We start from the raw sequence: 20,613 nt of genomic DNA on the forward strand, positions 1-20,613 counted from the left end.
CGGTGGGCATAGCAGCCGCGTAGCTGCGCGATACAAGCAAGATCAGGTTTCGACCCCTCGCAGGCGTCTCCGAGGGTCCTGCCATGGGACGTGCGTCAAGGGCTGATCCCATGTCTGTCAAGGTCGCAGGATGAACTGGGGAACGATCGCGATCGCCGCTCTGGGCCTGTTGACGACGCTGACCGCTCCGCTTCTCCAGAACTGGGTGGCGGCCAAGCGTGAGCGGGCCACATGGCGCCGTGACAAGGCAACGGCCGCCTACACGGACGCCATGGCCTACGTCCAGACGCTTGAGACCATGCTTGAGCGGGTCACGGACCCGTATGCGACTGCGCAGACGCGGCCCGAGCTGGCGCACGTGGACCTCATCACCGCCCAGATGCGCATGTTCGCGCCCGGCCCTGTCTTCGACGCCTGGAAGGCCCTTCTGCGCACAGAGGAGGTGCTCAGGTGGAACATCGAGCAGGAGTTCCCCGGTCTTGGCCACTACCAGGGCGAGGCTGTCCCTGACGATCACAAGGACGTTGTTCAGCTCAGGACCGACATCCATCGGTTCTACGACGTGGTGCGCAAGGTCATCGGGAGCTGACTGCTCACGGAGTAACCGGTCAACCACGGGGGGCCTCCAGCTCGGCCCGGGTGCGGACGTAGTCGACGCCCTCGACTAGCTCCGGGGCGAGCCCGAGCCGCTGCTGGAGCGCGGGCACCGGCTCGCGGGTCGCCTTGGCGTACTCCTGCAGCCCGTCACGCCACCGGCGCTCGCTGGCGAAGTGGCGCGCGTGCTCGGAGTCCCAGCCGCCTGCCAGCAGGCCGGCGAGCTCGTCGGCGGGGACCGACTCGTCGTCGGCCAGCCACGCAGGGCCCCCGCGGTGGCGCAGCAGCTCCTCGGCAGCGTCGTCGGCCCGGCGCTTCCGCGGGCGGCTCACCGGTCGCCTCGCTCAGCGCGCTCCCGGGACCAGCGGACGCCGACGGCGGCCCGGCGGGCGGCGCTGATGTGCAGCGGGACGACGGTCCCGCCGCCCCCGTCGGACTCCACGAGCCCGAGCTGCTTGAGCAGTGCGGCGAGGGTCTTCCGGTGCTCGCGGACCTCGCGGAACAGGCCGTTGGGGCGCTCCTGGCCGGTGGAGCCGGCTACGACCACCTCAGCGGTGGCGAGCTCGGTCTCCAGGCAGTTGAGCTCGTCGGCGGTGCGGGCGGCTGCGGCGAGCACCGCCAGCTCGTCGGGGCGCAGCTCGTGGGCGGCGGTGACATCGGCCCATAGTCTCCGGCCGCGGGCCTTCAGTCCCCGTGGCGGCTTGGGCAGCTCATCGTCGGTCGTCTCGGTCATCGTCTCGTCCTGTCTGCTCTGTGCTGTCTGTGGCGGCGGGGCCCCATGAGGGGCGGCGTCGGTGCGCTGCGCCCCTCGTGGGCCGTGGTGGGCCGGTGTGGCGGCACCGGCCGTTCGTCAGGCCAGGGCCTCGGCGAGCCGGGCCAGACCGACACGGGCGGCGCTGGTGCGGCCCCGGTGGTGGTCGACGACCGCGCGGGCCTGCTCCTGGGCCGCGACGTCGCGCCGGTCGGTGGGCACCGAGTCCTCGGCCATCGCCGCGAGCACGTCGTGGGCTGCAGCCAGCTTCGACACCGCGGGCCGCATCCGCTCGACGACCTGCTCGGCGGCGGCGGTGAGCTTCGGCAGCTCGGCCTCGACCGCGGCTCGCCAAGACGGCAGCGCTTCCCGCACAGCGGCGTCGTACTCCCGGCGCGCGTCGGCCGCCTGCTGCTGACGGACGCGGTCGACGGCCTCCCGCTTGGTCCGCTCGGCGCGCCAGTCGGTGACTGCGCCGGGCTCGGGCACCGGGTCCCCGGCGCGGACCGCACGGGCCACCGCGGCGTCGTACCGGCGGCGCTCGGCGGCCTCGTCGGCACCCAGGGCCTTCACCGAGGCCGAGGACTCCTCGACGGCCTCGACGGCGGCGAGGAGGGCCTCCCACCGCTCGGCGACCTCAGGCGGGGTCATGGTGGCGTGCCAGCCGGGGCGCTCGGTGAGGCGCTCGGGCTCCCATGAGTTGAGCGGGCGGTGCTGGTGCGGCACAGCGGGGATGCCGTCCAGCGGGTGCGGCGAGTAGTCGGCGGCCTTCTTCTCGGCCCACTTCTGCGCGAACGCGTCGATCTCAGCCTGCGTGGGGCCGCTGTCGCGCACCTCCAGGTGGTCGAACCCGGTGCTGAGGGTGCGGCGGAACGGAGCGGTCATGACTTCTTCCTCTTCTCGGTGTCGGTGTTGCTACGGCCAACCAGCGGGCGCGGGTCGGGAACCGTCCGCAGGCGCGGACGGAAGTTCATGAGGGGTTCCTGCTGGCCAGCGGGACGGGCCTCGCTACATCTGCTGCGCCGCTGCGCTGCACCTCTCCCCTTAGGGGGGAGAGGTGGTGCAGCAGATCGCAGCAGCGGGGGTCAGCAAATCGCAGCAAATCGCAGCAGCTAGGGCCCTGACCTGCAGGTTTATGTGCTGCGCCAGTGCTGCACCCGGTTGCTGCACTTGCTGCTGCACCCCTGCTGCGGCCGCTCACCGCTGCCCCTCCTCGGTGGCGAGCAGGAAGGCGCGAACGGAGGGCTTCGGCTGCACCACGTCGCCGCGCTCCACGAGGCGGGAGAGCACCCGATAGGCCGTGCCGCGGTTCATCTGCGGGTGGTCGCTGTCGTTGACCACGGCGAGGATCGCGGACTCGCTGGCCGGCCCGGTCGGGTGCAGCACCTTCAGCGCGGTGAGCACACGGTTCTCGTTGCTCGACGAGGACCAGGTGACCGCCGGGGTCTCCCGCTCTCCAGGGCTGGTCAGCACCAGCGAGCCAGCGACCTTGCGGACTCCCAGGGTGAAGCTGCCGGTCTCGCCGTTCTTGAGCTTGGCAACGTCGACCCTCATGGCTCCCGCCGGGTTCCACTCGGCGACCCTGAGGACGAAGTCGGCATCGGCCTCGATGGCGGACGAGCCGCGCGCGTCGGTGCCGTTCTTGCCCGCGTGGGCCACCACCAGGACGACACCGCCGCTAGCCCGCTGCAGCGTCCGCAGGCGATCTCCGACCACGGCCATGTCGGCGGCGCTGTTGTGGTCCGCACCGACGGTGCAGGTCTGCAGGGTGTCCAGGACGATGAGCTCTGGGCGCAGCTCCCGGCACAGCCGCAGCAGCGAGTCGAACTCAGCACCCCCGGTGAACAGGTTCACCGCGCCCGGCCGCACGAGCAGCCGGTCCTCCAGATCATCAGCGGTCATGTCGTGGTGGGCCAGCAGTGCCGCGAGGCGCTGCCCGGACGCTGCTGCGTCCTCGCCCTTTACGACCACGGCACGGCCGGTGAGGTTGGCGTCCTCGGACTCCCGGCCGTGCCACTCGTCCAATCCCGCGGCCACGTGGAAGGCAATGTCGTCGACCAGGAAGCTCTTGCCCTTGCTGTGGGCAGCGACGACGAAGCCGACCGACCGGTGCGGGATCAGCAGGTTGATCAGCCAGCCGGGCGACTCCTGGGCCAGCAGCTCGGCGGCGTCCAGGAACTCCGGCCCGTCGAGAACCTGCAGGCCCCGGACGACCGGCAACTTCCCGCGCCACAGGTGACGGCGCAGCCTGGGCCGGACGACCTCCTCCTCGATGTCCTTCTCGAAGGAGCCATCGGAGGCGGCGGCGTCCTCGGCAGTCCAGCCACGGGACCGCAGCTCGCAGGGGGTGCAGAACTCCACCCGGTAGTCCATGTGCGTGGAGGCGTGGGAGGCGTCCACGACGGCCTGCTCGAGCTTCACGCGGGCCTCGAGGTCCGGCCGGATGGGGCCGAACTCCTCGCCGTTCCAGGTGTAGCAGTCCTCGGTGTGCGGCTTGCCCTCGTCGTCGTAGTAGAGGCGCTTGCCGATGACGATGCCGTCAAGGTCGACATCGGTCGCACCGTCGCGCAGGGGGAGGAACTCGCCCCGTGCCTCCCGCTCCGCGTGGACACGCATCGGGTGTCGTCTCTCCTGTTCGGTCGTGGCCAGCCCCCGGACGGTCCGGTTCCACTCGTCGGAGCCCGGGGCCTTGTACTCCTTGTCGGTGAAGTCGAAGTCGCGCCAGACCTCACGGCGCCGGGCGTCGATCTCAGCGGTGATCACGTCGAGCTCGGCGGCCTCCTCGGCAGCGATGCGCTGGGCCTCGGCGTCCAGCTCGGCGCGGAGCTGCTCCCTGGCCCGCTCGTGCGCGGCCCGGTCCCACCCCAGGTGCTCAACGCGGTACTGATCGATGAGACGCGCGCTCTCTACCGGGTCCCAGTCCTCTGGCACGGTCGTGCTGGACCAGGGGTCGTCGGTCCACGCGGTCACGAGAGGCACCCCCAGCCGATGAGCACGCCCATGGCAAGCCACGAGAAAGCGGGAACGGCGACGAGCAGGATTGCGACCAGAACGGCGACGGCGAGCGCAATAGGTACGCTGAGAGTCGAGCAGTCCGGCGCCGTGGTGGGTGCGATTTGCTCGGGAAGGCTCGGGGCTGGCCTGCTGCTCCGGGCCTTCTCTCGTGTTTGCTGAGACATCGGTTTCCTTCCATGAATCGAATCCATGGCGGGGGCGCGAATCGGGGAACGGTCCCCGATGCCTCAGCGAGCTTCGGCAGCACTCTTGCCCGCAGGCGAGTGCAGCAGCTTCGTGAGCCGGTCCCGCTGATCGGCGGTGAGTGGCGGAGCTTCGGCGAGGGTGCGCTCGATGTACGCCGCGAGCTTCTCCGTGACGAACTCGCGGCGGCGCTCGGTGAGCCCGGCGGCGTCGTCAGCGTGCCAGCGGTGATGGATGCCGAGCGCGGACCGGGCCTTCGCTACGGCTTGTGAGTGAGCCATTGGTGGCCTCGTGAGAGGTCGGGCGGCTCATGCCCCTGAATGGCGATGAGCCTCGTAGGTGTTCGACCACCTGCGGGGCTCCTGCGCCTTCCGCGACCGTTGTCGGAGAGTCCACCCCCGACCGGCGCCACCTAGGGCGCCCGGTCCGTCGTGATTCCTTTGTACCCCCGTATTGAGTAGTGGCGCCACCTGCTGCATTAAGCACACAGCAAGTTCACAGCGACCTACTTCCAGGCGATGCGGACGGACTCGGGGTCGAAGGTCCGGGCACCCTGCCGGGTCTTCATGAGCGTCACGGTCATGAGGGTGTCGACGACGGCGCGGCGGCGGCTGAGGCTCAGGCCCTCCCACACGGCGCGGATGTCGGGCGCGCCCACCAGGCCGTCCAGTAGGGGAGCGGAGTCGACGACCCGGCTCCGGGCCTCGGCCTCGGCGAGCTGGGGGCGCAGGCGGGCCGTGATGCGCTCCAGCATCCGGCCGTCGATGAGCCCGTCGGCGTACTGGTCGGCGGCCTCGTCCAGCCGGGCCCGGAGCTGGTCGGCCTCGGCCACCGCAGCGACCCGCTCGGGGGAGTCGCCGGTGCTGGCCAGCAGGGTGACGGCGTCCGTGGCGGACAGGCGGCCCACGACTAGCTCGGTGACGAGGTCGTCCAGGTCGGTCTTCCGGCGGATCACGCAGCCGTTGGCCGAGCACCGGTAGGACGGCACGCCGCGGTTGACGGCCATGCGGAGGCTGGCGCCGCACACACCGCACCGGGCGATGCCCGACAGCAGGTGAGCGGCGGCCGAGCCGGTCGACGTCCGGCGGCCCGGGTCGGTGAGGACGGCTCGGAGCTGCTCCCAACGGTGCCGCGGCAGGATCGGCTCCCACGCGCCTTCGCCGACCACCTCGCCGCGGTGGACGCGGAGGCCGGCATTCCGGTCGCGCAGGACGAGGTGCCGGACCATGCCCTTCTCCCAGGGCTTGCCGGTCGGCGAGGGGACTCCGTCGGCGTTCAGCGCTGCAGTGACCGCGCGCAGGGACTCTCCGGACAGCAGGGCGTCGGCGATGTGCTGGACGACGGCGGCCTCGGCGGGCTCGACGACCTCGCGGACCGTGCCGTCGGGAGCGTGCTCGCGGGTCCAGCCGTAGGCGCGGCGGCCGTGGGACCGGCCGGACTCGGCTCGCTGCTGCATGGCGCGGCGCACCCTCTCGCTCTTGTGGTCGGACTCGTGGCGGGCGATGGAGCCCAGCATCCGCGCCATGAGCTTGCCGCTCGCGGTGCCGAGGTCCCACTGGCCAGCCTGCACGGTGACGACGTCGGTCCCGGTGCGCTCGATGAGGTCGATGAAGTCCTCCAGCTCCCTCGGGGAGCGGTGCAGCCGGTCGGGGTCCCAGGCCACCACGACGTCCACCTCACCGGCCTGCACGGCCTCGATGAGGGCGGCGTACTGCGGTCGTGGCTTGCCCGAGTAGGCCGACACGTCGTTGTCGATGAAGGTCCCCACGAGCCGCCAGTCGTGACGCTCGGCCAGCGCGTGGCAGTCCTGGCGCTGGCGCTCGACACCGAGCCCGAGCCCGCGCGGATCGGACGAGATCCGGCAGTAGACGGCGGCCCGCGGCTGGTCAGCGGTGGGTCGGCGGTTGGTCCGAGGCAGTGAGGCGGTCACGGTTGAAGTATGCCACTTCGTACAGGTCTTGCTGCTCAACTGTCTGTGCGCGGCGATCCCCGCGCGGGAGCGGGTGATCACCTGCGAGGAGGTGTTCGAGCTCCGTCTCCCGCTCCCGGACGTCGTCGCGATGCAGACCCGACAGCCCAACCTGGAGGGAGCGGGCGAGATCCCGCTGCGCCGCCTGGTGAAGGAGGCGCTGCGGATGCGGCCCTCCCGGATCGTCGTCGGCGAGGTCCGGCAGGAGGAGTGCCTCGACCTGCTCATCGCGCTCAACTCCGGACTGCCCGGCATGTGCACCCTCCACGCCAACAGCGCTCGCGAGGCCGTCGTGAAGATGTGCACCCTCCCGCTGCTGGCCGGCGAGAACATCGGCCACGCCTTCGTCGTCCCGACGGTCGCCGCCAGCGTCGACCTGGTCGTGCACGTCGGCACCGACCCGGACGGGCGTCGGCGGGTGCGCGAGATCGTGGCGGTCCCCGGCCGCGCCGAGAACGGCGTCGTCGAGCTGGCCGACCTGTTCACCACGCGCGACGGGCGGCTGGTGCGGGCCGACGGCTACCCGCCGCACGCCGAGCGCTTCGCCGCCCGCGGCATCGATCTCCCCGCGCTGCTGGACGACGCCCGGTGGCCCTCGTGACGCTGACCGGCGCGCTGCTGGGTCTGCTGCTCGGTGTCGGTCTGCTCCTGGTCTGGCGCAGCGGCCCCCGCGCCCCCCGGCGGACGCCGAGGTCGCGCGGGCCGTCCCGTCGCCAGCAGCGGCTCGCCGCGGCCGGACTGACCGGGATCAACGCCGCCCAGCTCATCGCGCTGCAGGTCGGGCTGGGCTTGCTGGCCTTCGTCGTCGTCCTGCTGACCACCGGCACGGTCACGGTGAGCCTGGTCTTCGGCGCGTTCGGGTTCGCGCTGCCCGCTGTCCAGGTGCGGCGGCTGGCGGTCAAGCGTCGCGCGGACCTGCGGGAGGTCTGGCCCGAGGTCGTGGACAACCTGGCCTCCGCCGTCCGCGCGGGGCTGTCGCTGCCCGAGGCGCTGGCCGCCCTGGCGACCCGCGGGCCGGAGGTGCTCCGGCCGCCGTTCGCCCGGTTCGCCACCGACTACCGCTCCAGCGGTCGGTTCGGCACCTGCCTGGACCGGCTCAAGGACGACCTCGCCGACCCGGTCGGCGACCGCATCGTCGAGACGCTGCGGGTGGCCCGCGAGGTCGGCGGCAGCGACCTCGGCCGGGTGCTGCGGACCCTCGCCACCTTCCTCCGCGAGGACGCCCGCGCCCGCGCCGAGCTGGAGATCCGGCAGGGTTGGGTGGTGCAGGCGGCGCGGCTGGCGGTCGCCGCGCCGTGGGTCGTGCTGCTGCTCCTCGCCACGCAGTCGACGACGCTGGACGCCTACGACTCCCCGGTCGGCACCGCGCTGCTGCTCGGCGGCGCCGCGGTCTGCCTCGCCGCGTACCGGCTCATGCTGCGGATCGGCCGGCTGCCGCAGGACCTGCGGGTGCTCCAGTGAGCGAGCGTGCGAGCCCACCGATGAGCACGGCAGCTCCGCGAACGCGGCCGACGAGCGTCGGCGAGGAGGACTCGTGAGCGCCGCCCTGACCGGGATGCTGCTCGGGCTGGCCGCGGCGGCCGGCGCGCTGCTCGTGGTCACCTTCGCGCCGCCGTTCCGGTCGGTCCGGCTGGTGGACCGGCTGGCGCCGTACGTGCACGACACCCCACCGCCGTCCCGGTTGCTGGGGACGGCGACGGAGGCCGGCCTGCTCACCGCGGCCCGGCGGGTCTTCGGACCGGTGGTGGCCGACGGTGCACGGCTCGTGGACCGGGTGGTGGGCGGCCGGACGGCGGTGCGCCGGCGCCTGGACGCGCTCGGCGGCGAGGTCACGGTCGAGGACTTCCGCGTCGAGCAGGTGGTCTGGGGCGGCCTCGGGCTGCTCGGGACGGCGCTGCTCGCGGCAGTCGGCTCACTGGTCGCCGGCAGCGTGAACGTGTTGTCGATGGCGTTGCTGTGCGTGGCCGGGGTGGTCGGTGGGGTCCTGGGTCGCGACTGGTGGCTCACCCAGCGGGTGCGCCGGCGGGAGGAGCTGCTGCTCGCGGAGTTCCCGGTCGTCGCCGAGCTCCTGGCGCTGGCGGTGACGGCGGGCGAGAGCCCGACCGCGGCGATCGCGCGGGTCACCCGGCTCTCCGGCGGTGAGCTGGCCCGCGAGCTCGGCTCGGCGCTCGGCCGGGCCCGTGCCGGGGTGCCGTTGGTCGACGCGCTGCAGCAGCTGGCCGACCGGACCTCGCTGGACGCGCTGGCCCGCTTCGTCGACGGCCTGCTGGTCGCGATCGAGCGCGGCACGCCGCTGGCCGAGGTGCTCCGCGCGCAGGCGGCCGACGTGCGGGAGGCCGGCAAGCGCCGGCTGCTGGAGGCCGGCGGCCGGAAGGAGATCGCGATGATGGTCCCGGTCGTCTTCCTGGTGTTGCCGGTGACCGTTGTCTTCGCCCTGTTCCCGGGGCTGATCAGCATCGTCTCGCTGGCGCGATGAGCCCGCGGACACGACAGGAAGGACGAACGATGCCGGGTCTCACGGGGGTCCTCGCGGCGCTGGCCGCACTGGCCGACCGGTTGCGCGGGGAGGATCCCGAGCGGGGCGACGTGCCCGGCTGGGTGATGATCACGGTGATGACCGCTGCGCTGGTGCTGGCGATCCTCATCCCGTTCCGCGAGGCGATCGTCTCCGCGGTGACCAACGCGCTGGACTCCGTCACGAGCGGTGGCTGAGGAGGGATCCCGTCCTCCCCACCCCTCGCTCCGCTCGGGGCGGGACCCTGCAGTGGGGCCGCGGCCGGACGACCGGGAGCGGGGCGGCGCGGTGGTCGAGTTCGTCTTCGTCTCGGTGCTGGTCGTGGTGCTGCTGCTCGCGGTGCTGCAGGTCGCGGTGTACGTGCACACCCGCAACGTGGTGACCGCCGGCGCGCAGGAGGGCGCCCGGTACGCGGCCAACGCCGACGTGCCGTCGTCCACCGGTGCGGACCGGACGGTGGCCGTCGTGGCGCGGGCGACGTCGCAGCAGACCGCCCAGGGACTGGCGTGCACATCGGGGGAGGAGGCCGACGCCAGCGGGCTGACGCTGGTCGTCGTGCGCTGCTCGGGTGCGGTGCCGACGCTGCTGGCCGGGCTGGGCAACCTGCTGCCGCTCGAGGTTACCGGCCGCGCGGTCAAGGAGATCGCGGCGTGAGGTGGCTGCGCGCCCGGCTGGGACAGCTCGAGGGTGAGCGAGGCTCGGCGCTGGTCGAGTTCGTGTTCATCGCGATCGTGGTGTTCGTGCCGCTGGTCTACATCGTGGCGGGGTTCTCGGCCGTGCAGCGCGGGGTGTTCGCCTCCACCGCGGCGGCGCGGGAGGCCGGGCGGGCGATCGGCACCGCGCCGGACGCGGTCAGCGGTGCGGCCCGGGCCGAGGCGGCGGCGCGGCTGGCGGTGGCCGACCAGTCGATCGACGCCGCGGACGTCCGGGTCGCCTACGCGCCGGCCGGTGCCGGGTGCGAGGCGGCGGGTGGCTACACGCCGACGCTGACGCCGGGGGAGGAGTTCTCCGTCTGCGTCACGGTGACCGTGCGGATCCCGCTGCTGCCGGAGTTCATCGACGCCAACACCGCGACGGGGCAGTTCCTCGTCGAACGCGACCGCTACGTCGACGGCTGACCGGGGCGCGGCGGCCGCCCGGTCCCAGGACCGGGCGGCCGCCGCGGACTGACCGAGAGGGGGTCGGGGCTACCGGACCTGGACGGTGTCGCCGACCGGGACGGAGCCGGCGGCCACGCTGTTGCCCTTGTACTGCAGGCGCCAGACGCCCGTCGTGCTGGCCGGGACGGTGGTGTTCACCCAGCCGTTCCGGTCAGTCGTGACCGTCTTGACCGTCCGGTACGTGCCGTCCGGCGTGCGGAACTGGACCTGGATGGTGCGACCGGCGTAGGGCACGTAGGCACCCTGTCCCCAGTTGGCGTCCCAGTCCGCGACCAGGAGGCGGCCCTTGACGGTGATCTGGCCGCCCTTCGTCGCCGGCTCCGGGCTCGCGTTGAAGGTGCCGCTCTGCCAGGCGGTGCGGCGCAGCAGCCTGAACCCGTCGAGGAAGGTCCGCTCCGTCCGGGTCCAGTCGCCGTTGGCCACGCTGACGATCACGTCCTTCGCACCCGCGTCACTGTTGCGCAGCCAGTTGGGGTTGAACGTGTCCTGCGTCGAGCTCTTGTACGTGTAGAACAGGTAGCCGGACTCGTCGACGGTCCAACTCCGCACGGTCGAGCACCCGGATGTCGAGACGCCGAAGGTCCGCGTGACGGGACTCAGCCCCACGACGACAGAGCGGGGACTGAAGTTGGTGATGGTGCAGCGGACGTCGGCCTGTGCGGGGGTGGCCACGGCCACGCCACCGACCGTGAGCCCGACCGTGGCCAGCACGGCCGCGAGGCGCTTCCTCATGTGTGTCGTTCCTGTCCGATTTCGGGCGATCACTCGCCGTTGAATAGAACGGGAAGCTAGGACGACGCCCGACGCATGGAGAGCCGACACACGCGCGTGGTGCGGGCGGTTACGTACCTGAGACGTTCCGCCGTCCCGTCACCGCAGTTCGTGCTGTTGCCCCTGTCCGTCGGCCGTGGCGGCGTCGGCTGCGAGGGGGGCGCGACCACCTGGACGGTGTCGCCGACCGGGACGGAGCCGGCGGCCACGCTGTTCGCCGTTCGGCGTGCGGAACTGGACCTGGATGGTGCGGCCGGCGTAGGGCACGTAGGCCATCCGGTCCCAGTCGGCGACCAGCAGCCGGCCCTTGACGGTGATCTGGCCGCCCTTTCGTCGCCGGCTCGGGGCCGGCGTTGAAGGTGCCGCTCTGCCAGGCGTCGCGGCGCAGCAGCGAGAATCCGTCGGCAACGTGCGCGTCGTCAGACGCGGTCGCCGTTGTGCACGGTGACGGCCACGTCCTGGGCGCCGGCGTCCCTGTTGCCCAGCCCTCGCGGGTCGAACGTGTCCCGCGGGGAGTGGGCCGATGCGTAGAACCCGGCGCCCGCCTCGTCGCCGTTCCAGTGGCCCTCGGTGGCACACCCGGACGTCGAGCCCCTGGGGTCTTCTCAGTGCCGGCGCTTCTCTCGCACTGCGAGTTCGACAGCACCGGCACTGCGCGAGGAACGCCGGCAACGCGGCTGCAGGAGCGTGGTGCCGGAGCGGTGACGGGCCGCGGCCGGCCTCACTTGTAGACGAGCGTGCCGTCGTCCAGGTCGGCGGCGGGGAGGATGTCGCGCTCCTCGTAGTACTCGTGCAGGTGCAGCCACGGCTCGCGGTCGCCCTGCTTGGGCATGAGGTGCATGGACCGTGCCAGGTAGCCGGGGTTGAAGTTCTCCGGGTCGACCCACGGCCGGCGCGGCATGGCGACCTCGTCGTCCCGCAGCGTCGGGACGACCATGGTCGCCCCCTTCTCGTCCATGTGCGCCAGCAGCCGGCAGACGAAGTCGGCGATGAGGTCGGCCCGCAGCGTCCAGCTGTGCCGGAAGTAGCCGAAGACGTAGGCCGTGTTCGGGACGCCGGTGAACATCAGCCCGCGGTAGGTCACCGTGTCGGCGAAGTCGACCGGCTCGCCGTCCACGGTGAACGCGACGCCGCCGAAGACGCTGAGGTCGAAGCCGGTGGCCGTGACGACGATGTCGGCCTCGAGCACCTCGCCGGAGGAGACCTGCACACCGGTCTCGGTGAACGTCTCGATCGTGTCGGTGACCACCGAGACCCGGCCCTCGCGGATCGCGGTGAACATGTCGCCGTCCGGGAGGACGCCGATCCGCTGCTGCCACGGCCGGTAGGTCGGGGTGAAGTGCTTCTTTATGTCGAAGCCCTCGGGCAGTTGCGGCCGCATCGACTCGATGAGGAACGTCCGCAGCTCGTCAGGCGCCTCGTACGACATCCGGGCCAGCTCGCTGAACTCGGCGATGTGCTGCCGGCGGAGGATCTCGTGCGTCCACTCCTCCGGGACGTCCAGCGCCCGCAGCGTGGTCGCCAGCTCGTGCGTCTTCGGCCGGGCCAGGAAGTAGGTGGGCGACCGCTGCAGCATGGTCACGTGCGCGGCGGTCTCGGCCATCGCGGGCACGACCGTCGCCGCCGTCGCGCCGGAACCGATCACCACGACCCGCTTGCCGGCGTGGTCGAGGTCCGCGGGCCACTGCTGCGGGTGGACGACGGTCCCGCGGAACCGGTCCATGCCCGGCCACTGCGGGCGGTGCGGCTCGTCGTGCTTGTAGTAGCCGTGGCACATCCACAGGAAGCCGGTGGTGAAGCGCAGCTGCTCGCCGGTGTCGTCGCGGGTGACCTCGACGGTCCAGCGGCGGTCGTCGGTCGACCAGGTCGCGGCGGTCACCCGGTGCCGGTACCGGATGTGCCGGTCCAGGCCGTTCTCGTCGACGACCTCGTCGAGATAGTGGAGGATCTCCTCCGACGTCGCGATCGACGGGCCGCGCCAGGGCTTGAACCGGTAGCCGAACGTGAACAGGTCGCTGTCGGAGCGCACGCCGGGGAAGCGGTGGGTCCACCACGTCCCGCCGTGGCCGTCGAGGGCGTCGAGGATGACGAAGCTCGTGCCAGGCCGCTGGGTCAGCAGGTGGTACCCGGCGCCGATGCCGGAGATCCCCGCGCCCACGATCAGCACGTCCACGTGCTCCACGCGCTCCGCGCTCGCCGTCTGCGACTCCTCGGTCGTGGTCATGCCCTGACTCCCCTCGGTCGGTCCGCGGGCGCGGTTCTACCAGCGCCCGGGGACAGGTCGTGACGTGCACCACGACCGCCGACCGCGGAGACGCCGCACCCGTCGGCCGGGTGAGCACGCACGGTGCCGGCAGGGTGACGCTCGGACGGCGGGGCCGCAGGGTGCTGGCGCGATCAGGGGACGGCGGCCACAGTGGCGCACCCGGGAGGTGACGACCGTGTCGAGGATGCTGGGCGCGCGCGCGACCTGGCAGCTGTTGCGGGCAGGGGAGCTGCGGGCGCGGCTGCGGGCCACGCGGGAGGGGCAGACCGCCGTCCGCCTGCACCTGGTCGGCGCGGCCGTGGAGACCGGCCTGCTCGACGCCCTCACCGACGGGAGGGCGTCCAGCGACGACCTCGTCCGCCGCACCGGGACCGCCGACCCGGAGCTGTTCGCGGCGTTCCTGCGCGTCGTCGCGGCGGCGGGCCTGGTCCGCGGCAATGACACGGCGTGGGAGCTGACCAGGGCCGGCCGGGCCGTCGTCCGCGACGACCTGGTCCGCGCCACCTACGAGGCGTTCTCCGGCTTCCACACCGGCGTCTACCGGGAGCTGCGGACGCAGCTGGTCGGCGGCCCGCCGCGCCGCGACGTCGCCGAGCGGCGACCGCGGCGGGTCCTCGACGTCGGCTGCGGTGCGGGGCTGGAGCTCGCCGCGATGCTGGCCGCGGCGCCGGCGGCCGTGGGGGTCGGGGTGGACGTCGACGCCGGCGCGGTCGCCCTCGCCGGGCGCACCCTCGCCCGGCGAGGGCTCGACGAGCGGGCCGAGGTGCTGCGGGCCGACGTCCGCGAGCTGGGCGGCCGGGTCGATCCGGTCGACCTCGCGCTGCTGGCCAACGTCGTCTACTACGTGCCCGCCGCCGAGCGGGTCGCGCTGCTGCGCGCGGTCGCCGGCCTGCTGGTCCCGGGCGGGGTCCTGGTCGTGGTCACCACCGTCGCGACGCCGCACCTGTTCAGCCGGCACTTCGACCTGCTGCTCCGCGCGCAGGAGGGGGCCATGGAGCTGCCGGACGCCGGTGCGCTGCTCACGGAGCTGACCGCGGCCGGACTCCGCCCACAGCCGCCCCGGCGCCTCGCTCCGGGTACCCCGCTGGTCGCCGTCGTCGCGACGAGGCCGGGTCACCCACCCGGATGAGGCTCCCCCCGCGGCCGTTCAGCAGTCCCGGGCCGCCGCCGATCCACCGGCAACTGGACCGAGAGGCGGTGTCGAGTGGGCGCAGGGGTGCTCCATCGGGGAGGCCGGCTCGGGCCGGTGTCCGCCGGCCGGCTGGTGCTGGTCGCCGTGCTGGCCGCGCACGCCGCGGCGTACGGCACGGTCGGCTCCGACGTCCTGTACCTCGCCGTCACCTGGGCCGCCGCCGGACTGGCCTGCCGGGGGGCGCTGCGGGCCGGCCGGCGCTCGGCGGCGGTCCTCATCGCCGCCGGTGTCTCGCTCAGCGCCGTCGGTGACCTCGTCTGGCAGCTGGGCGCGTGGGCGGGAGACGCGCCCGACGTCTCCACGGCGGACGCCGCCTGGCTCGGCGGCTACCTCGCGCTGGCCCTCGGCCTGTGGCGGATGGCCGACACCCGCGGCCGCCCGCGGGACAAGCAGCTCGACGGCTGGCTGGACGGGGCCGGCGTCTTCGTCGCGGTGCTCATGCTCGTCTGGCAGCTGTCGGTCGCCGGCACGGTCAGCGACACCTCCCTCCCGGTGCTGACCCGCGTCGTCTGGGCGCTCTACCCGGCCCTGGACGCCGCCCTCATCGGCCTGGTCTTCCGGCTGGTCGTCACCCGGGCCCGCGGGGAGCGCGCACCGCTCGCCGTCGCCGCGGGGGCGGCCTGCTGGCTCGTCTCCGACCTCGGCTTCCTGCTCCTGGCCGACCCCGAGCTCGCCAGCGTGTGGTTCGACATGGGGTGGCTGCTCGGGGCGCTGCTGCTGGCCGCCGCTGCCGGCGCCCGCGGCCGCCCGGAGCGCGCGGCGGCCGAGCCGGTCGAGGCCGTTCCGTCGTTGGCCCGGCTCGCGGTGAGCCTGGGCGCGCTGCTCGTGCCGGCCGGTCTGGAGCTGTTCCGGGCGGTGACCGGCGCCGCGGGCGCGCCGGTGACCGTCTTCGGCGGCACCCTCGTGCTGGCGCTGCTCGTCTTCGCGCGGGTCGCCCGGGTCATGCGCGCGGAGGCCGCCGCCCGTGCGCAGGTCCGCGCCCAGCAGCGGTACAGCGCGGCCCTGGCCCGGCACTCCTCGGACGCGGTGGCGGTGTTCTCCGCGGACGGCCGGCTGCTCAGCGACCCCGCCGCCCTGCGGAGCCTCCTGGGTCCGGACACCCCCGCCGGCCTGACCGCCGTCGACCTGGCGCGGCTGTCCGGCATCGACCGCGACGGGGGCCGCCGGGTCTTCCAGCAGGCGCTGGCCGCCGGCGGCGCCGTCGTCGACGCCGAGCTCCCGTGCCGGCGCGACGGCGGGCAGCGCTGGCTCGGCGTCCGGATGGTCGACCTCACCACCGACCCGGACGTCGGCGGCGTCGTCGTCCACCTGACCGACATCACCGCCCGCAAGCGCGCCGAGGAGGCGCTGACCCACCAGGCCTTCCACGACGCCCTCACCGGCCTGGCCAACCGCGCGCTGTTCGCCGACCGGGTCGAGCAGACCCTGCGTCGCCGCGCGCGCGGGGACGTCTGCGCGGCGGTCGTCTTCATCGACCTCGACGGCTTCAAGGCGGTCAACGACACCCTCGGCCACCAGGCGGGCGACGCCCTGCTGCGGGAGGTGGCCGACCGGCTGCGGTCGGCGGTCCGCGCCGGGGACACCGTCGCCCGGCTCGGCGGCGACGAGTTCGCCGTCCTCGTCGAGTGCACCGGCGACGGCGTCTCCGAGGCCGGCGCCACGGCCGAGCGGGTGCTCGCCGCCCTCGCCCGGCCGATGGAGCTGTCCGGCCAGCAGGTGACGATCAGCGGCAGCGTCGGCATCGCCGTGGCCGGCGCGGACGCGACGGGGGAGTCGCTGGTCCGGGACGCCGACATCGCCATGTACGCGGCCAAGGTCTCCGGGCGCGGGCGCTCGGTCGTCTTCGACCCTGACATGCGGGCCGCCGCCGTGGAGCGGCGCCGGCTGGAGCAGGAGCTGTCCGGAGCGCTCGCCGCCGAGCAGTTCCGGCTGGTCTACCAGCCCGTCGTCGACCTGGCCGACCAGCGGGTGCTCGGGTTCGAGGCGCTGCTGCGCTGGCAGTCGCCCACCCTGGGCGCCGTCCCGCCCGTGCGCTTCGTCCCCGTCGCCGAGGACCTCGGCCTCATCGGGGACATCGGCGCCTGGGTGCTGCGGGAGGCCTGCCGGACGGCCGCCGCCTGGCGGCGCGAGCACCCCGCCGCCGCGGACGCCACGATGTCGGTGAACGTCTCGGCCGTGCAGCTGGCCTCGCCGGACCTGACCGACCAGGTGCGTGGGGCACTCGACGCCAGCGGTCTGCCGCCGTCGGCCCTGGTCCTGGAGGTCACCGAGACCGCGCTGGTCGGCAACCCCGAGCGCGCCGCCGCGACCCTCTCCGCGCTCCGGGCACTCGGCGTGCGCGTCGCGCTCGACGACTTCGGCACCGGCTACTCGTCGCTGGGGTACCTGCAGCAGTTCGCCGTCGACGTCCTCAAGATCGACCGGTCCTTCGTCGCCACGATCACCGAGGACGACGAGATGCCGCCGATCGTCCGCGGCCTGGTCGACCTCGGCCGCGCCCTGGACCTCGAGGTCGTCGCCGAGGGGGTCGAGTCGGAGGCGCAGCGCGCCCGGCTGCTCGACGGCCGCTGCGCGCGCGGTCAGGGGTACCTGTTCGCCCGCCCACTGGAGGCCACGGACGCCGAGCTGCTGCTGCTCGGCCAGCACCCCGGCACCCGCGCCGAGCTGCCCGGGGCCTGACCGGCGTCAGCCCGTGCCGGCCCGCTGCCACTCCCGCGGGGTCGTCCCGAACGCCGCCCGGAACCGCCGGGTGAAGTGGCTGGGGTCGGTGAACCCGCAGGAGCGGGCGGTCGCCGCGATCGACCGCCGCCGGCCGGACGGCGACACCAGCAGCGACCGCGCCCGCTCCAGCCGCTCGGTGATCACGGTCTGCTCCAGGCTCACCCCGGCCTCGGCGAAGGCCTTGTACAGCTGCCGCACCGAGACGTTGTGCGCCGCGGCGATCCGTTCCGGGGTCAGGTCGGGAGCGGCCAGGTACCGGCGGACGTGGGCCAGCACCCGCGTCACCAGGGTCTCGGCGGGCACGGTCGGGGCCGGCCGGTCGAGGGCGGCGGCCGACAGCAGCAGCGCGCGCACCAGCTCGGTGGTCGCCGTCCCCACCGCCGCCGCACCGGGGTCCGCGGCGACGCGGCCGGCGTCCCCGGCCAGGTGCACCAGGTGGTCGCGCACCAGGTCGTGCAGCGGGCTGGCACGCAGCCGGGGCGCCGCCGCCCGGACGACGCCGGCCGGCAGCCCGAGTGCCTCGGTGGGCACCTGGAACGCCCGCGAGCCCCCCGAGCCCGACCAAGAGAACGCGTAGGGCTCGGCGAGGTCGTTGACCATCAGCTCCCCGGCGTGCACCAGCCGGTCGGTGCCGAACTGGCTGAACTCCCCGATGCCGCTGGACTGCACGGCCAGGGCCACGACCGGGGTGCTCGCCATCCGGACGTGCCGGTCGGTGCGCAGCAGCCGGAAGCCGGTCGAGTCGGTGGTGAACAGGGTGGTGGCGCCGTAGTGCCACAGGTGCATGCGGGTGCGCAGCTCCCGGGCCGGGCCCAGGTGCTCGATCCGGCAGGGCACCGAGGCCTGGCCGAACGCGGCGCGGAAGGCGTCGGCCCGGTCCTCCGGGGGGAGCCGGGCGGTGTCCAGGAGCAGCATCGGGTCCCCCTCGAGGCGGACGAGGACGAGGCGGGCGGACCTCGTCGTGCGCCGGGCCCGCGAGCGCGCGCCGAGTCTGGCAGGGCCGGGTCCGGGCGGAGAAGGGCCGCCGGTCCCGCCCGCGCGTGCAGGCAGGGGCCAGAGGTGTGCAGCGAGGGCCCAGCAGCCCGGACGGCGTCCTGCCAGGCTCCGCGGCTGAGGGAGCCCGAGACCCATCCCGACGGGAGCTGCGCGATGAGCACCTTCACCACGTCCGACGGCACGGAGATCTTCTTCAAGGACTGGGGATCGGGGCAGCCGGTGGTGTTCAGCCACGGCTGGCCGCTGTGCGCCGACGCCTGGGACGGTCAGGCGTTCGCCATGGCGAGCAACGGCTTCCGCGCCGTCGCGCACGACCGCCGGGGGCACGGCCGGTCGAGCCAGCCGTGGAACGGCAACGACATGGACACCTACGCCGACGACCTGGCCGCGCTCATCGAGCTGCTGGACCTGCGCGACGTCATCCTGGTCGGGCACTCCACCGGCGGCGGCGAGGTCACCCGCTACATGGGCCGCCACGGCACCGGCCGGGTCGCCAAGGCCGTGCTGCTCGGGGCGATCCCGCCGCTGATGCTGCGGACCGACGCCAACCCCGAGGGCACGCCGCGCGAGGCCTTCGACGACATCCGGGCCGGCGTCCTCGGCGGGCGTTCGGAGTTCTACCGCCAGCTCGCCATCCCGTTCTACGGTGCCAACCGCCCCGGCAGCGAGGTCAACCAGGGCCAGCTCGACGACTTCTGGCGGATGAGCACGATGGCCGGTCTCAAGGGCGCCCACGACTGCGTCCACGAGTTCAGCGAGACCGACTTCACCCAGGACCTCGCGCGCATCGACGTCCCGGTGCTCGTCGCGCACGGCGACGACGACCAGATCGTGCCCTTCGCCGACTCTGCGCCGAAGACGGCCGCGCTGCTCAAGGACGCCGAGCTCAGGGTGTACCCCGGTCAGCCCCACGGCCTGACCGGCGCGCACGAGCAGCAGTTCACCGCCGACCTGCTCGCCTTCGCGCGGGCCTAAAGGAGGACGACGTGACCGACGCGATCCCCGCCCCGCGGTCCGAGGCCCAGGGCGCCGCCCCCGACACCATCGTCCTGGTCCACGGGTTCTGGGTGACCCCGCGCAGCTGGGAGGAGTGGAAGGCGCGCTACGAGGGCCACGGCTACCGGGTGCTCACCCCGGCCTACCCCGGCTTCGAGGTCGAGGTGGAGGCGCTCAACGCCGACCCGACGCCGATCGCCGAGGTCACGCTGCCGCAGATCGTGGCGCACCTGGAGTCGGTGGTCGGGGAACTGGAGAAGCCCCCGATCCTCATGGGCCACTCGGCCGGCGGCACGCTGGTGCAGTTGCTGCTCGACCGGGGGCACGGCGCCGTCGGCGTCGTCCTCAACTCGGCGCCCACGGAGGGCGTCCGGGTGCTGCCGCTCTCCCAGCTGCGCTCCACGTTCGTCGCGTTCAAGAACCCGGCGAACCGGCACCGCGCCGTGGGGCTGACCCACGAGCAGTGGCACTACGCGTTCACCAACACGTTCAGCGAGGAGGAGTCGCGCCGACTCTACGAGCGGTACGCGATCCCGGCGTCCGGCCGGATCCTGTGGAGCTCGGTGCTGGCCAACTTCATGCCCGGCCCGCAGGACGCCGCGGTCGACTACGCCAACGACGACCGGGCGCCGCTGCTGTTCGTCTCCGGCGGCGAGGACCACCTCATGCCGCCGAGCGTGCAGCGGTCGAACGTCGAGCACTACCGGTCGCCGCACACGGTCACCGAGCACCGCGAGTACGCCGGCTACGCGCACCTGCTCCCCGCCCAGGATGGCTGGCAGGACATCGCCGACTCCGTGCTCGAGTGGGCCGTCCAGCACGCGCGGCCGAGCCGCCCCGAGGTCGCCGGCACCCCGTGACCCCCCGCCCGGCGGGCACCGTCCGGCCCACCCACGTCGGTGGCCCGACGGTGCTCCTCGAGGTGGCCGGCCGGCGGTTGCTCGCCGCGTCCCCGCCCGAGCTGCGCGAGCGCTCCCGCAGGATGCCCCGCGGGGACGCGACCGACCTGCCGGCGTGAGCCGGTCGCCCGTCCGGGGGATCACCCGGAGTGACGTCGACCACCCCGGCACTCGTCACCGACGGTAGCCGTAGCCGCCGCTGCCGCTCGGCGCCATGAGGCACGTCACAGGCTCACGCCTGCACTGAAGTGCTGGTCAGCGACCCGCGCTGGTCGCGCGAGCCCGACGTCGGTGACGGTGTGCTCGTGACCCGGCGCGCTGCGGTGTCACCCGAACGGGTGGACCGCTCCCCTGAGGTGGCTCTCCGTGATCGCGTCTGACTAACGTCCGTCACGGCACGTGAACTCGTGCCAGGACGACGTTGAGATCCGGGTGGTCCCACCGCCGCCGCATCGGTGCTCGGGGGAGAAGACGGTCGCCAGACCATCCGGGGAACGAGTGGCGAGACCGCCGTCCTGTCAGGTCCCACCCACCTGAGCAGGAGAACCATGACCCGCGCCGTGTGCTCCCGTCCGCCCACGCGAG

At 73.5% G+C, this 20,613-nt stretch carries 21 protein-coding genes; 12 read left to right on the forward strand and 9 right to left on the reverse strand.

The genetic code is table 11. The features are described 5' to 3' along the window. The first annotated feature begins 130 nt into the window (after positions 1-130). Positions 131-589: a hypothetical protein gene (locus ACI782_RS02840; RefSeq protein WP_456905853.1), complete on the forward strand. Its 459-nt coding sequence runs from the start codon at positions 131-133 to the stop codon at positions 587-589. 19 nt (positions 590-608) lie between these two features. Here the strand turns inward: ACI782_RS02840 and ACI782_RS02845 are convergent, their stop codons facing one another. The 6 genes from ACI782_RS02845 to ACI782_RS02870 form a co-directional block, all read right to left on the reverse strand. Continuing rightward, on the reverse strand, positions 609-926 hold the full coding sequence (locus ACI782_RS02845; RefSeq protein ID WP_456905855.1) for a hypothetical protein: 318 nt from the start codon (positions 924-926) through the stop codon (positions 609-611). After that, positions 923-1,327 (reverse strand): hypothetical protein, encoded by a 405-nt coding sequence (locus ACI782_RS02850; RefSeq protein WP_456905856.1) that lies wholly within the window; start codon positions 1,325-1,327, stop codon positions 923-925. Before ACI782_RS02850 ends, ACI782_RS02845 begins: the two co-directional genes overlap by 4 nt. Before the next feature lie 117 nt (positions 1,328-1,444). After that, entirely contained in the window at positions 1,445-2,230 is a 786-nt protein-coding gene (locus tag ACI782_RS02855) for a hypothetical protein (protein ID WP_456905857.1), read from the reverse strand. Positions 2,231-2,542: 312 nt separating this feature from the next. Then, complete coding sequence (locus tag ACI782_RS02860; protein ID WP_456905859.1) at positions 2,543-4,315, reverse strand: AAA family ATPase; 1,773 nt, start codon at positions 4,313-4,315, stop codon at positions 2,543-2,545. Between the two features lie 272 nt (positions 4,316-4,587). Further along, complete coding sequence (locus tag ACI782_RS02865; RefSeq protein ID WP_456905861.1) at positions 4,588-4,824, reverse strand: hypothetical protein; 237 nt, start codon at positions 4,822-4,824, stop codon at positions 4,588-4,590. Positions 4,825-5,048: 224 nt separating this feature from the next. Continuing rightward, the gene (locus tag ACI782_RS02870; RefSeq protein ID WP_456905863.1) at positions 5,049-6,473 is read right to left on the reverse strand and encodes a recombinase family protein; all 1,425 of its coding nucleotides are present in this window, start codon (positions 6,471-6,473) and stop codon (positions 5,049-5,051) included. Positions 6,474-6,501: 28 nt separating this feature from the next. On the opposite strand from ACI782_RS02870, the gene ACI782_RS02875 reads away from it, so the two are divergent. The 6 genes from ACI782_RS02875 to ACI782_RS02900 all read left to right on the forward strand — a co-directional run bounded on the left by ACI782_RS02875 (position 6,502) and on the right by ACI782_RS02900 (position 10,145). Continuing rightward, positions 6,502-7,113, forward strand: a complete 612-nt coding sequence (locus ACI782_RS02875; RefSeq protein ID WP_456905865.1) for a CpaF family protein — start codon at positions 6,502-6,504, stop codon at positions 7,111-7,113. Continuing rightward, the gene (locus ACI782_RS02880; protein ID WP_456905867.1) at positions 7,101-7,973 is read left to right on the forward strand and encodes a type II secretion system F family protein; all 873 of its coding nucleotides are present in this window, start codon (positions 7,101-7,103) and stop codon (positions 7,971-7,973) included. The genes ACI782_RS02875 and ACI782_RS02880 overlap by 13 nt, the downstream gene beginning before the upstream one ends. A 73-nt stretch (positions 7,974-8,046) precedes the next feature. Next, positions 8,047-8,988 (forward strand): type II secretion system F family protein, encoded by a 942-nt coding sequence (locus ACI782_RS02885; protein WP_456905868.1) that lies wholly within the window; start codon positions 8,047-8,049, stop codon positions 8,986-8,988. Positions 8,989-9,017: 29 nt separating this feature from the next. Continuing rightward, positions 9,018-9,224, forward strand: coding sequence for a hypothetical protein (locus ACI782_RS02890; RefSeq protein ID WP_456905870.1), 207 nt, complete (start codon positions 9,018-9,020; stop codon positions 9,222-9,224). Positions 9,225-9,276: 52 nt separating this feature from the next. Next, positions 9,277-9,681, forward strand: coding sequence for a TadE/TadG family type IV pilus assembly protein (locus tag ACI782_RS02895; protein WP_456905872.1), 405 nt, complete (start codon positions 9,277-9,279; stop codon positions 9,679-9,681). Beyond that, entirely contained in the window at positions 9,678-10,145 is a 468-nt protein-coding gene (locus tag ACI782_RS02900) for a hypothetical protein (protein ID WP_456905874.1), read from the forward strand. The genes ACI782_RS02895 and ACI782_RS02900 overlap by 4 nt, the downstream gene beginning before the upstream one ends. 69 nt (positions 10,146-10,214) lie before the next feature. Here the strand turns inward: ACI782_RS02900 and ACI782_RS02905 are convergent, their stop codons facing one another. Both ACI782_RS02905 and ACI782_RS02910 read right to left on the reverse strand, forming a co-directional pair. Beyond that, positions 10,215-10,919: a hypothetical protein gene (locus ACI782_RS02905; protein ID WP_456905876.1), complete on the reverse strand. Its 705-nt coding sequence runs from the start codon at positions 10,917-10,919 to the stop codon at positions 10,215-10,217. A 760-nt stretch (positions 10,920-11,679) separates the two neighbouring features. After that, entirely contained in the window at positions 11,680-13,182 is a 1,503-nt protein-coding gene (locus tag ACI782_RS02910) for a flavin-containing monooxygenase (protein ID WP_456905878.1), read from the reverse strand. 226 nt (positions 13,183-13,408) lie between these two features. On the opposite strand from ACI782_RS02910, the gene ACI782_RS02915 reads away from it, so the two are divergent. Together ACI782_RS02915 and ACI782_RS02920 are read left to right on the forward strand one after the other, a co-directional pair. Further along, entirely contained in the window at positions 13,409-14,353 is a 945-nt protein-coding gene (locus ACI782_RS02915; protein WP_456906117.1) for a methyltransferase domain-containing protein, read from the forward strand. 117 nt (positions 14,354-14,470) lie between these two features. Further along, positions 14,471-17,095, forward strand: coding sequence for a putative bifunctional diguanylate cyclase/phosphodiesterase (locus tag ACI782_RS02920; protein WP_456905880.1), 2,625 nt, complete (start codon positions 14,471-14,473; stop codon positions 17,093-17,095). Between the two features lie 6 nt (positions 17,096-17,101). On the opposite strand, the gene ACI782_RS02925 is transcribed toward ACI782_RS02920, so the two are convergent. Next, entirely contained in the window at positions 17,102-18,052 is a 951-nt protein-coding gene (locus ACI782_RS02925; protein WP_456905882.1) for a helix-turn-helix domain-containing protein, read from the reverse strand. A gap of 234 nt (positions 18,053-18,286) precedes the next feature. Between ACI782_RS02925 and ACI782_RS02930 the strand changes: the two genes are divergently transcribed. The 3 genes from ACI782_RS02930 to ACI782_RS02940 are packed head-to-tail and all read left to right on the forward strand — an operon-like array spanning position 18,287 to position 20,147. Next, positions 18,287-19,108, forward strand: coding sequence for an alpha/beta fold hydrolase (locus tag ACI782_RS02930; RefSeq protein ID WP_456905884.1), 822 nt, complete (start codon positions 18,287-18,289; stop codon positions 19,106-19,108). An 11-nt stretch (positions 19,109-19,119) separates the two neighbouring features. Further along, positions 19,120-19,989: an alpha/beta hydrolase gene (locus ACI782_RS02935; RefSeq protein WP_456905886.1), complete on the forward strand. Its 870-nt coding sequence runs from the start codon at positions 19,120-19,122 to the stop codon at positions 19,987-19,989. Then, positions 19,986-20,147, forward strand: a complete 162-nt coding sequence (locus ACI782_RS02940) for a hypothetical protein (RefSeq protein ID WP_456905888.1) — start codon at positions 19,986-19,988, stop codon at positions 20,145-20,147. Before ACI782_RS02935 ends, ACI782_RS02940 begins: the two co-directional genes overlap by 4 nt. Positions 20,148-20,613 lie beyond the last annotated feature (466 nt).

The sequence above is a fragment of the Geodermatophilus sp. SYSU D00703 genome (assembly GCF_054050155.1).

Excerpts from the sequence above, each read along its gene's own strand:
- ACI782_RS02915 (WP_456906117.1), top strand. The coding sequence starts at position 13,409 with ATGCTGGGCGCGCGCGCGACCTGGCAGCTGTTGCGGGCAGGGGAGCTG.
- ACI782_RS02930 (WP_456905884.1), top strand. The coding sequence starts at position 18,287 with ATGAGCACCTTCACCACGTCCGACGGCACGGAGATCTTCTTCAAGGAC.
- ACI782_RS02925 (WP_456905882.1), bottom strand. The coding sequence starts at position 18,052 with ATGCTGCTCCTGGACACCGCCCGGCTCCCCCCGGAGGACCGGGCCGAC.
- ACI782_RS02855 (WP_456905857.1), bottom strand. The coding sequence starts at position 2,230 with ATGACCGCTCCGTTCCGCCGCACCCTCAGCACCGGGTTCGACCACCTG.
- ACI782_RS02840 (WP_456905853.1), top strand. The coding sequence starts at position 131 with ATGAACTGGGGAACGATCGCGATCGCCGCTCTGGGCCTGTTGACGACG.
- ACI782_RS02865 (WP_456905861.1), bottom strand. The coding sequence starts at position 4,824 with ATGGCTCACTCACAAGCCGTAGCGAAGGCCCGGTCCGCGCTCGGCATC.
- ACI782_RS02850 (WP_456905856.1), bottom strand. The coding sequence starts at position 1,327 with ATGACCGAGACGACCGACGATGAGCTGCCCAAGCCGCCACGGGGACTG.
- ACI782_RS02905 (WP_456905876.1), bottom strand. The coding sequence starts at position 10,919 with ATGAGGAAGCGCCTCGCGGCCGTGCTGGCCACGGTCGGGCTCACGGTC.
- ACI782_RS02890 (WP_456905870.1), top strand. The coding sequence starts at position 9,018 with ATGCCGGGTCTCACGGGGGTCCTCGCGGCGCTGGCCGCACTGGCCGAC.
- ACI782_RS02910 (WP_456905878.1), bottom strand. The coding sequence starts at position 13,182 with ATGACCACGACCGAGGAGTCGCAGACGGCGAGCGCGGAGCGCGTGGAG.